The following is a 10,497-nucleotide window of genomic DNA, read 5'->3' on the forward strand; positions in this document are numbered from 1 at the left end:
GCCACCACCACTGCTACACGCAGTGAGCACCACCATGGAAGCGGCCGCAACGGCCGGCCATCCTCTGCGCATCTCGCTCATCCTTCACGCTGATCGTTCGTGTGACACGGGGGAAGCGACAGCCGACAGGACGTGACCGACCTTCCAGGCTGCTCGGCTGCTTAACGTAGACGTCACATCCCGGCCATGTCCATAGAGCGGTCAACATTGATATCCATGAGTTTTATTGCCGAACAAGGCTCTATTTACTAAAACTTTGCTTAACGTCATGGTCGATCAGGTTTGTTATCGGAACGCGACCGGGAATCGCTGGACAACGTTGTCAGAGCGAGCCAGAATCACCGGGTACGACCCGGCAGCGCCCTGCCCAGCACCGTGGCGCTCCCCTGCCACACCTGCGGAGACGTCACAATGAGTTACGACATGGTCGGTACCGCCGTCGCCCCCGGGCCCCACGGGTCCGCCCCCGGCGGCGAACCCGGCTCCGGGCCGCTGATCGCCGCCCTGGACATCGGCGGCACCAAGATCGCCGGTGGCCTGGTCGGCACCGACGGCACCCTGCACCACCAGCTCCAGGTGCCCACCCCCGCCGACGGCGACCGGCACGAGCTGATGACCGCCGTCGACCACGTCCTGGACGACCTCGCCCGCCACCCCGGCTGGCAGCGGGTCCGCGCCCTGGGCATCGGCAGCGCCGGCCCCGTCGACACCGCCCGCGGCACCGTCAGCCCGGTCAACATCCCCGGCTGGCGCGAGTTCCCGCTCCGCGACGAGACCGCCCAGCACCCCGCCGCCGCCCACCTGCCGATCACCCTCGGCGGCGACGCCGTCGCGATGACCGCCGCCGAGCACTGGCAGGGCGCCGCCCGCCCCTACCGCAACGCGCTGTGCCTGGTCGTCTCCACCGGCGTCGGCGCCGGACTCGTCCTCGACGGCGCCCTGCACACCGGCACCACCGGCAACGCCGGACACCTCGGCCACATCACCGTCGACTACAACGGCCGCCCCTGCCCCTGCGGCTCACGCGGCTGCCTCGAAGGACTCTCCTCCGGCACCGCCATCGCCCGCACCGCCGCCGAACTCGGCTGGACCCCCGGCCCCGACGGCGACACCACCGCCGGCGCCGTCGCCCGCGCCGCCCACGCCGGCGACCCGCTCGCCCTCGCCGCCTTCGACCGGGCCGCCCGCGCCCTCGCCGCCGGCATCGCCGCCACCGCCACCCTGGTCGAACTCGACGCGGCCGTCATCGGCGGCGGCGTCGCCAAGGCCGGCCGCGTCCTGTTCGACCCGCTGACCCGGCACCTCGCCGACTACGCCACCCTCTCCTTCACCCGCCACCTCACCCTGCACCCCGCCCACCTCGGCACCGACGCGGGCCTGATCGGCGCCGCCGCCCTGGCCCGCCACCACCTCCCCGCGCACCACCTCCCCGCGCACCACTGACGCGTGCCCCGGCCGCCGGGCCGACCCGCGCACCCCGCACCCTGCACCCCCGGATCACTCCGTCGCTCCGGCGGTCCCCTCCACTGCGGCGGACTCCAGCGCGAAGGCGGCCCGGCAGCGTTCCACCTGGTCCGCGACCTGCGCCATGAACCAGCGCATGACCTCGTACGGGACCACCCGCTCGCCGTGGCCGGGGCCGTGGGCGTGGCCGGGGCCGTGGGCGTGGACGTGCACGGTCGGCTCCAGCGCCGGGTCCTCGTCCGGGACGAGCGCCACCAGGAAGGCCGGCCCCGGCAGCAGGACCGACCCGCCCGAGTCACCGGCCGGCACCGGCACCGCCTCGCTCAGCTCCACCGCCCAGGCGTCGTCGGGCAGCGCGTAGTGGAACCGGACCGCGTAGTGGCGGCCCGCGTGCTCCTTCAGATCCGCCGGCATGCCCGCAGCCTGCCACAGACCGCCGTCCGGGCGTTCGGGCCCCGTACCGGCTTCGACGATCGCTTCCCGAATGCACTCCGCGCATGCCGCCCACCCGCCCGAACCTGGTCGACGAGGACGTGCTGCTCGGCCTCGCCGGCCATAACCTGCGGATGTTCCCGGTTCCGGGCGCTGTAGCGGCCCTGGGCAGCTCGGGCACGGTGATCGTCGCGGACATCGGCGACGGCGCCGCGGTCAGCGGGGTGCGGGGTACGGGGTGCGGGACGAGCAGGAGTTCCGGCCGGTCGGTCCGGTACCCGCCCCTGATCGCGCCATCGCCCGTCCCGGCCCCGGGTTCGGGCCGGCCGCGGCTTCCCGCCTCGCGGTCTCGACGGGGGATGGCGGAAGATGGCGGAAGATGGCGGGGGATGACGGGGGATCAGGTGAGGCAGAACTCGTTGCCCTCGATGTCCTGCATCGTGATGCACGACTCGTTGACGCCGTCGGCGCGCTGCGTCAGCACGTGCTGTCCTCCGAGGGCCATCAGCCGTGCGCATTCGGCCTCGAGGGTGGCGAGGCGCTCCTCGCCCACGAGCCCGACGCCGGCCCGCACGTCGAGGTGCACCCGGTTCTTGACGACCTTGCCTTCGGGAACCCGCTGGAAGAGCAGGCGCGGGCCCGCACCCGAGGGATCGGTGCACGCGAAGTAGACCGCGTCCTCGGGCGGCAGTGAGCGGAAGCACTCCTCCCACGTGGCGTGGCCCTCCGGGATCTCCGGCAGGACGTAGCCCAGCACCTCGCACCAGAACGCGGCGAGGCGCACGGGGTCCGCGCAGTCGAAGGTCACCTGGATCTGTCTGATCGTTGACATCGGCGCAGAATAACAGGGCCCTGCACATCTCCCCAGGTCAGGGACCGGACGGGCCCCACGGGTCCTCGTCCTCCTCCGAACCGGCGGGGACCCCGTCCAGTGGCCCGCGACGTGGTGCCCGGCCGCTTCCGCGAGACGGCGCGGACGTAGACCGGCCGGGCACAGGCGCTGTGCCCCTCGGCTGCGAGAGGGGGCTTCAGCGTGCGCGCACCCCGTCGATGGCCAGGTCGAGCAGCCGGTCGGCCTCGCCCGGACCCTCGGGGTCCTCCTCGGTGGCCTGAGCGATGGCGCCGACGAGTTTGAGCAGTCGGGCGATGGTGACGTCGGGGCGTACGGCATTCATGTGGCGGGCGCGGTCGAGGAGTTCGCCGCCCGCGCTGGTGATCATGGCGTGGCAGGTGCTTCCCAGTGTCGGGTCGCCGTCCCGGGCGCCGTGCACGAGTGATGCCCCCAGTCCCCGGTTGGCGACGGCGTGTGCGCCGACGGCGCGCAGCCAGGTGACGAGTGCGGCTCCGGGGTCGGGTGCGGACAGCAGGTCGCGGGCTTCGGCGCAGAGGGCCTCCACCCGGCCCTTGAAGACGGCTTCCAGGAGCAACTGCCGTGAGGGGAAGTGCCGGTGGAGTGTGGCCGAGCCGACGCCGGCGTGCCGGGCGATCTCCTCCAGCGAGGCTTCGGCGCCGTACTCGGCGACCAGGCTCTCGGCGGCGGCCACGATCCGGTCGTAGTTGCGGCGCGCGTCGGCGCGCATCGGCCGCGGAGCGGGGCCGGTTGCACTCTTGGGCACGGGAACTCCTGACGGCTTGCTAACTGGGGTGGCCCTCCATATTGTATCGACCGATAACCGGAGGGGCACCCCAGTTAGTGGGCGGCCCCTCGTCGGCATGCGACAGGGGAGATCCGTGGAACCGACAGGAAAGACCGTCGTCGTCGTGGGGGCGACCGGCCTGCAGGGCCGGGCAGTGACACGGCACCTGCTCAGCGACGGCTGGCAGGTGCGCGCACTCACCCGCGACCCGGACGGGGCGCCGGCCCGAGCACTGGCGAGCGCGGGCGCGCAGATCATGCGCGCGCAGATGGAGGACGTCTCCTCGTTGATCGCCGCGACCGATGGCGCATACGGCGTGTTCAGCGTCCAGCCCACGGTCGGCTCTCCCGGAACCGCACCGGACTTCAGCGCCGAGGACGAGGTCCGTTGGGGGATGAACGTCGCCGAAGCCGCACGTGCCGCCGGCGTCGAGCACTTCGTCTTCACCTCGGTCGCCGGCGCGGACCGTCACGGCAGTGAAACGCTGCCGCAGAACCTCGTCAGCAAGTGGCGCATCGAGCAGCACATCGCGGGGCTCGCCCTGCCCGCGACGATCCTGCGGCCGGTCTCCTTCATGGAGAACTTCACCGGCGAATACGCCCTGCGGGGCGGGGCGTTGGCCACTGCCCTCGCCCCCGGGGCCCCCCAGCAGATCATGGCGGTGGACGACGTCGGCTTCGTCACCGCGCTCGCGTTCTCCCGGCCCGAGGAGTGGATCGGCCGCGCGGTGGCCCTGGCGGCGGACGAACTCACGCCGGTGCAGATCGCGGCGACCATCGAGAGCGTGCTCGGGCGCCGACTGCCGTACGTCCGGATCCCGATCGAAGCGGTCCGGGCCCTCAGCGAGGACTTCGCGTTCGCCTACGAGTGGCTCGACGAACGCGGCTACCGCGCGGACATCGCGGCAACCCGCCGCATCCACCCCGGGGCAATGAATCTCCGCACCTGGCTGGAGCGCACCGGCGCAGCCCGGATCGCCGCGTTCCTCGCTGCCCGACCCACCACCGGGCAGCACGCATGAGCGCCCGCACACCCGATGCGCCCGCTCTCGGACGCATCGGGATCTGGGCGGGCGACCTCGACAGCCACCCCGCGGCAGGAGTGCGCGAGGCCGGGGCGGCGATCGAGGACCTCGGCTACGGCACCCTGTGGTTCGCCGAGACCACGGGGCGGGAGGCCATGGCGCAGGCCGCGATCCTGCTGTCCGCCACCCGGCGGATCACCGTGGCCGCCGGCATGACCGACATCTACGCGCGGGACGCGGTGACCGCCGCCGCCCGGCGCACCCTGGCGGAGGCGTTCCCCGGACGGTTCCTCCTCGGACTGTGGGAGAGCCACCCGAGCCTCGCCGAGGACGTCCGCGGTCACCGCTACGGCTCACCGCCGGCCACGATGCGCGCCTACCTCGAGGCTTTCGACGCCGCCCCGTTCGGGCCGCCCGCCACGACAACCTCGCGGCAGCATGTGCTCGCGGCCCTGGAGCCGGACATGCTCGCACTCGCCGCCGAACGCACCCGGGGCGCCACCGTCCTGGGCATGCCCGTCGAGTACACCCGCACCGCGAGGGCGGTGCTCGGACCTGACGCACTGCTGGCCGTGACCCAACTGTGCGTGCTGAGCCCCGACCGCGCCCGCACTGCCGAGTTGGCCGCCGCCACGGCCGCGGCGGCCCTGCCGAACCGGCGAACGCTGCTGCACGACCTGGGGCACCAGGACGTGAACACGCTCGACGACCGGCTCGTTGACGCGATCGTGGCCCACGGCGATGCCGACGACATCGCCCGCCGTGTCCACGAACACCTCGATGCCGGAGCCGACCACGTCAGCCTCCACCTCGCGACCCCCACACCGGGCGCCCCCGTCGGCCAGTGGGAGCACATGGCCACCCGCCTGCTGCCCTGACCGGATCCGCCCAGCCGGGAGGCTCCGCGCCCGCCATGCCGCCATCCCCGCTCGAACCGCTCCGGCGGCAGCTCTCGGCACCACCGCCCGAGCCACCCGCATTCGATCCCCCGCACCCGCCGGGCCACCACCGCCGACGCGCACCCGGCGAACCCGTGCTCCGCCGGGCCGTTGAGGCGCTGGTGCACGGCCCCGGCCACGAGCGGGCCTCCCCCGGCCGACCGGACCAAGCAGGGCCTCATGACGAGGATCCCGGAAAACGGCCAGGACTACTCACGCCTCCCCACCCCGTCCGGCCTTCAACAGAGTGGGGGAGTTTCGGTGAGCATCATCCGCGCCGTGGTCCGGGGCCGCCCGCTCGGTCGCCCGCTCGTCACCGGTCGGGCACCCGGGATCGCGATCCACAGCTGGAGCACGAGGACCTGCCCCGACGACCGAGGACGACCCAAGTGGTCTGCGAGGATGCTGGGATGCAGCACCTGCCGGATGACCCGTCGCTCCTGCCCGCCCCGTGGTGGGTTCCCGATGGAGGCATGCACGACTTCGAGCTGGAACTGCGTCGCGAGCTGGCTCCTGGACACCCCCTGTACGGAGCAGGGGCCGCCGCTGCGGCACGATGCGAAGGATGCGACGACGTCCTGTTCAGGGTCGCGGACGGGCCGTCGCCCTGGGCCGTGGTTCACCTGACGTGGGCAGGTCGCGAGGAACGTGCCCCCTGGCCGATGACGACGCCGCTCGCAAGCCTGGCCGAACTCCTCACCGAGTGGGCCGACCACGGCTGCAACGACGCCGGGGCGGCGTCTCCGGGATCACCTTCGTAGCCGGATCACGACAGGCGCCGCAGTCGCGGTGCCGGGGAAGGCACAGCCGCGTCTGTCGTGGCGGGTCGCGCCGGCGGCCGGGGCCCAAAGGCTGTCCGGTAAGGCTTGACGTGTCAACGCCGTCCGGTCTGGAGCGGCTGGCGCGAGGTCGGCGCCGGGCCTCGGCCGGACAGAACCTATATTCGTGGCATGCCTTCACACCTCAGTCCTGGTGCTTCGGGCGCCTTCCGGCGCTTCGCCGGATGGCTCGCCCGCGGCTCGGTGGGCCACCCGATGCTGGAGGGGGTCGACTACTGGGAAGAGCTCCGTGATTCCCCTTCCCAGGCCGAGATCTGCTTCGCCATCTTCGCCAACGTCCTCGAACTGGACGAAGAGGGGGAGCCGGTCAACAAGAAGTACGCTGAGCGCCGGGCAGCGACGTGGCTCTACAGGTACTGCACGGGGGAACTTCCGCCGGGTGAGCCGGACATCGAGCCCTGGGAATGCGATCTCCACTGATCCCGCGCCGGACGGGCCTGAGCAATTGCCAGTACCTGCAGGTCCGTTGGTCTCAACTCTGGTCGAGCGAGCTGATTGCGACGAGCTCGATCTCGAAGCCGTCGCTGTTTTCCAGGTAGGCCGCGTAGTGCTGGTCGCCGCCGGCGTGCGGGTGCAGGTCGGGGAACATCAGGCGCCAGCCGTGCCGGGTCGCCTCGGCGGCCAACTCCTCGACGGTGGAAGCGTTTTCGACGTGGAATGCCAGATGGTTCAGCCCCGGACGACAGCGCTCGTGCCGGTCGGCGGTGAGGGCCGGGGACTGTTCGAGGACCAGGTAGGTCGGCCCCAGCAGCCAGCTGCGGCCCGTCTCCCAGTTCTGGGAGACGGTGTGGCCCAGGGCCTCCAGCAGCCACCCGAGGGAGGCGACGGCGCGGCCGAGGTCGGGCACCCAGAGCTCGACGTGGTGCAGCGCGCCGTGCGTCGGGCGGGTCATGCGGCGACCGTCCCGGGGCGTTCGACGAGGATCCCGTTCTCGGGCCTGGCGCCCGCGCGGACCGGCGCGACCAGGTGGGCGCCGGTGATCGCCCGCCGGCGGGCCCGGACGGACTCGACGAGTTCGAACACCATCGCCGAGGTCGCGGCCGGGCTGCCCGCGCCACGGGTGGCCTCGGTGCGGAGCTCGACCGCGGAGATCGACTCGATCGGGTTCGTGGTCCGCAGGCGGATCCACTGCCCGGCCGGGAAGTCGTAGAACGCCGGCAGCTCGTCCCGGTCGTCGGTGGTCTTCGCGACGGCCTCGGGCCACCCGGTGCCGCAGGTCTTCGCGAACGCGTCGATGGCCTTCTCGGCGTGGTCGCCGCTCCACTGCTTCGTCAGCCGGGTGACGGTGGCCGGCGGCAACCCGGCCGTGTACCGGCCGACTTCCGCTTCGAGCGCGGCGGCAAGCATGCGGCGGGCGCCTTCCCGGACGGTCTCGTCGATCGGGGAGCCGGACTCGATGGAACCGTCGGCAGTGACTACGCTGAGCACGGGCGTGCCCCTTCCCGACCCGCGCTGCGAACGCGGGCCCACTCGGTGACCATCACAGGATCATTCGGGAAGGTACGCCCTCCGCATGCCCGCCCGGGGCTGATCCACAGGTCTTGAGCACTGCTCCGAACCTTCGCGGTCACAGCACCGGCCGGTTCGGGCGCTGCAGCCCGAACTGGCCGACGTCAGCAGCCGAAGCCGGTCCTCGCCCTGGAGCCGCACCGCCGAAGAAGTCCGATAACCGGTCGCCCGCGCCGGTGCGCGACTGCCACCATGCCCGGGTGGCCCACAGCATCGTGTTCTTCCTCGCCCCCGACGACGAGACCGCCGCCGCGACGCGCCTGCGGGGACCCGGCGAGGGCTTCGCGTCCGTGACCTGCCGTTCCTACGAGCCGGACACCACCATCGTCGAATGGGACATGCACTTCGAGGACCCCGCGGCCGGGGCCCCGACGGCCGAACAGTTCCGGGCGTGGCAGTCGTGGCCGGAGTACGTCACTCCCCCCTTGAACGACGGCGTCGAGGTGTTCGCCCTGCCGCAGCGGTTGACCCGGACCCTGGCCGGCGCGCGCCCCGCCGAACTGGAGGCCCTGGCGAACCGGTGGGCCGTCAGGCTCCGGGCGGAGGGGTTCGACGACCTCGCCGACGACGACCTCCTGGCGACCCTGCGTGGGGTCGCCGGGCTCGCGGCCTCCGCACTGGATTCGAACGGCGGCCTCTACAGCTGGAGTTGCTGAGCCTCTTCAGCGGCGCAGCCCCGGAGGGCTGTCTCGCTGCTGGGGACGGACCGAGCGCGATGGAACGTCGGTGGGGCCTGAGAGGCTCCGGCCCGTGCTGATCAAGGGATACGACTTCGGGCCGCTGGTCGAGGGCGAGCGGCTGCTTGGGCGCGCCGGGTTCTGGTCCAATCACCTCCTGGCCATGTGCCGGTCCGCCGCGGGTGGCGCCCGGCCGGTGCCCGAGTGGTTCGGTGACGACGGCGCCGACACCGACGCCCTGGCCGAGGTCCTCCTGGACGACCAAGCCTGGCCGACGTTCCGCATCCCGTTCCGAGGTGGTCACAGCGCAGTCGTCGTCTACCGGAACCTCGTCGGCGACCTCGGGATCGACTACCTGTTGACCCGGGCGGACTGGCACCGGGCAGAGGAAGTGGCCGGCTTCGACGGCGACTGGTACGGACCGGGCCTGTCCTGGCGGGACATCGCGCACATCGCCGAGACGCCCGACCTGGCAGCACCCGGCGTGCACGACACCGCGGCCCGACTCCTGCTCCTGCTGCCGTTGCTCGCCGACGACGAGTTGCCACCGGAGGCCCCGGCACGGGTGAGCGCCGCCCTCACGGCCGTCGAGGCACCCGACGACTCCGCCCGGAACACGGCCGACCACCTCCTCCGGAACAGGCGGCCCGCAGCGAGACGCCGTAGTGGCGCCGACTCCCCGCTGAGCGGTGGCAGTCACCGGCGAACCGAACCGGACCCGGACGAATCGGCGGTGCTGTGGGCGCTCGACCTCACCCGGCCCCAGAACGACGCGCTCGCCGCTGCCCTGGGAAGTCGGCCTCTGCCGACATCACCGTCCCGAGGAGCGCACGGGCCCGGCACCTGAAGCAGTGACGGCGCTCTGTACGCCGAGAATGGGAGTCGTTTGTTGACGGCTTCGGAAGTCACCGCGTGAGTCGGCCCCTTGATCGATGTCGACGGGTCCGGGAGTCGCTCGGGGCGCGGCGGGCGGTTCCGGGGCCTTCCGGTGGAGGCCCTGAGGTGCCGCCCCTGCCGGTCTTCCGCCGCGATCCGCTCGCAATGGGTCGCTTGGTCGATGTGCGGAGCGACTGCGGCGAGGACTGGGACGGGTCCGGTTCCAGCCGTGCTGTTCGGAGCCTAAAGTGCTGTTCATGGACATGGGGGCGGCACTGGTTGCGGTGGTCGGCGTTGCGGGAACTCTTGGGGCTGCGCTGCTCACTCAGCGCGGCGCCGACCGCACCAAGCAGCGCGAGCTGGCATTGAGCCGGTCCATCCAGGAGGCGCGTGAGGATCGCGAGCTGCGCCGCAAGAGCTACACCGACCTGCACCGGGATGTCCGGCAGTTCGCCACGGCTCTCAGCCGGCACCTCTACGTCATGCGGGATCGAGAGATCGAGGACGAGGACGTACGGGTACTGGAGGAGGCCAAGGACGCCCAGCGGAGCCGCTGGTCGGAGACGATCATGGTCGCGCCCGGTGTGGTGCTCGTGGCGGCTCAGGAAGTGAATGACGAGCTGACCCGCGTGTATGGGCAGGTGAAGCGTCAGGAGCAGGGGAACCCGCGACCGGGCGAGACGCTGCAAACGGTGGCGGAGGCGCAACAGGCGCTCTGGCCGCTGATCCAGGCCATGGGGGACGCCATGCGTCGTGACCTCGGGGTGGCCGGCGAGATCAGCGCTTCCTCGTCGGCGGGGGCCGGCCGTGTGGGGGTGTCGGCCGACATGCCGAGTGCAGCCCGGACAGGCGTGGGCCGGAGGTCCTGGGCGTAGCTGGTCTTCGCTTGATCCAGTTCTTCGGCATCGCAGCGCAGCTCACGTACGACGCGGGGGCGGGACGGGAGGACAGGCGCCGGTACGCCGGCGCGGTGTGCGGGAGCACGGTCCACGATGTTCGGCCACTGCGGCCTGGTCACACCGGCACACGTTCCCGGCGGAACGGCGGAACGGCGGAACGGCCGCACGGCGGGGTGCCGTGCGGCCGTTCGGATGCCTGGGG

The 10,497-nt window shown here is 72.2% G+C and carries 12 protein-coding genes; 7 read left to right on the top strand and 5 right to left on the bottom strand.

The features are described 5' to 3' along the window. Nucleotides 1–411: 411 nt before the first annotated feature. Nucleotides 412–1,443 (top strand): ROK family protein, encoded by a 1,032-nt coding sequence (locus ACFUEL_RS26365; protein ID WP_380239245.1) that lies wholly within the window; start codon nucleotides 412–414, stop codon nucleotides 1,441–1,443. A gap of 54 nt (nucleotides 1,444–1,497) precedes the next feature. Here ACFUEL_RS26365 and ACFUEL_RS26370 read toward each other — a convergent pair whose 3' ends face one another. The 3 genes from ACFUEL_RS26370 to ACFUEL_RS26380 form a co-directional block, all read right to left on the bottom strand. Next, a complete protein-coding gene (locus ACFUEL_RS26370; protein ID WP_380239246.1) occupies nucleotides 1,498–1,878 on the bottom strand; it encodes a hypothetical protein in 381 nt (126 codons plus the stop codon). A 418-nt stretch (nucleotides 1,879–2,296) separates the two neighbouring features. After that, nucleotides 2,297–2,728, bottom strand: coding sequence for a VOC family protein (locus ACFUEL_RS26375; protein WP_380239247.1), 432 nt, complete (start codon nucleotides 2,726–2,728; stop codon nucleotides 2,297–2,299). Between the two features lie 196 nt (nucleotides 2,729–2,924). Then, nucleotides 2,925–3,512: a TetR/AcrR family transcriptional regulator gene (locus ACFUEL_RS26380; RefSeq protein ID WP_380239248.1), complete on the bottom strand. Its 588-nt coding sequence runs from the start codon at nucleotides 3,510–3,512 to the stop codon at nucleotides 2,925–2,927. A 145-nt stretch (nucleotides 3,513–3,657) separates the two neighbouring features. Here ACFUEL_RS26380 and ACFUEL_RS26385 point away from each other — a divergent pair, with 145 nt between their 5' ends. From ACFUEL_RS26385 to ACFUEL_RS26395, 3 genes are all read left to right on the top strand, one after another. Beyond that, a complete protein-coding gene (locus ACFUEL_RS26385; protein ID WP_380239249.1) occupies nucleotides 3,658–4,554 on the top strand; it encodes an NmrA/HSCARG family protein in 897 nt (298 codons plus the stop codon). Then, entirely contained in the window at nucleotides 4,551–5,435 is an 885-nt protein-coding gene (locus ACFUEL_RS26390) for an LLM class flavin-dependent oxidoreductase (RefSeq protein ID WP_380239250.1), read from the top strand. Before ACFUEL_RS26385 ends, ACFUEL_RS26390 begins: the two co-directional genes overlap by 4 nt. 1,010 nt (nucleotides 5,436–6,445) lie before the next feature. Then, nucleotides 6,446–6,754 carry a hypothetical protein gene (locus ACFUEL_RS26395; protein ID WP_380239251.1) on the top strand — a complete coding sequence of 103 codons (309 nt, stop codon included), beginning with the start codon at nucleotides 6,446–6,448 and terminating at the stop codon, nucleotides 6,752–6,754. Between the two features lie 52 nt (nucleotides 6,755–6,806). Here the strand turns inward: ACFUEL_RS26395 and ACFUEL_RS26400 are convergent, their stop codons facing one another. Both ACFUEL_RS26400 and ACFUEL_RS26405 read right to left on the bottom strand, forming a co-directional pair. Continuing rightward, entirely contained in the window at nucleotides 6,807–7,226 is a 420-nt protein-coding gene (locus ACFUEL_RS26400; protein ID WP_380239252.1) for a VOC family protein, read from the bottom strand. After that, nucleotides 7,223–7,762: a transposase gene (locus ACFUEL_RS26405; RefSeq protein ID WP_380239253.1), complete on the bottom strand. Its 540-nt coding sequence runs from the start codon at nucleotides 7,760–7,762 to the stop codon at nucleotides 7,223–7,225. The genes ACFUEL_RS26400 and ACFUEL_RS26405 overlap by 4 nt, the downstream gene beginning before the upstream one ends. Nucleotides 7,763–8,043: 281 nt before the next feature. Between ACFUEL_RS26405 and ACFUEL_RS26410 the strand changes: the two genes are divergently transcribed. The 3 genes from ACFUEL_RS26410 to ACFUEL_RS26420 all read left to right on the top strand — a co-directional run bounded on the left by ACFUEL_RS26410 (nucleotide 8,044) and on the right by ACFUEL_RS26420 (nucleotide 10,271). Continuing rightward, entirely contained in the window at nucleotides 8,044–8,499 is a 456-nt protein-coding gene (locus tag ACFUEL_RS26410) for a hypothetical protein (protein WP_380239254.1), read from the top strand. Between the two features lie 94 nt (nucleotides 8,500–8,593). Next, the gene (locus tag ACFUEL_RS26415; RefSeq protein ID WP_380239255.1) at nucleotides 8,594–9,367 is read left to right on the top strand and encodes a hypothetical protein; all 774 of its coding nucleotides are present in this window, start codon (nucleotides 8,594–8,596) and stop codon (nucleotides 9,365–9,367) included. A gap of 286 nt (nucleotides 9,368–9,653) precedes the next feature. Then, the gene (locus ACFUEL_RS26420; protein ID WP_380239256.1) at nucleotides 9,654–10,271 is read left to right on the top strand and encodes a hypothetical protein; all 618 of its coding nucleotides are present in this window, start codon (nucleotides 9,654–9,656) and stop codon (nucleotides 10,269–10,271) included. The last annotated feature ends 226 nt before the right edge of the window (nucleotides 10,272–10,497 follow it).

This window comes from Kitasatospora sp. NPDC057198 (assembly GCF_042670125.1).
In the GTDB taxonomy this organism is placed as follows: domain Bacteria; phylum Actinomycetota; class Actinomycetes; order Streptomycetales; family Streptomycetaceae; genus Kitasatospora.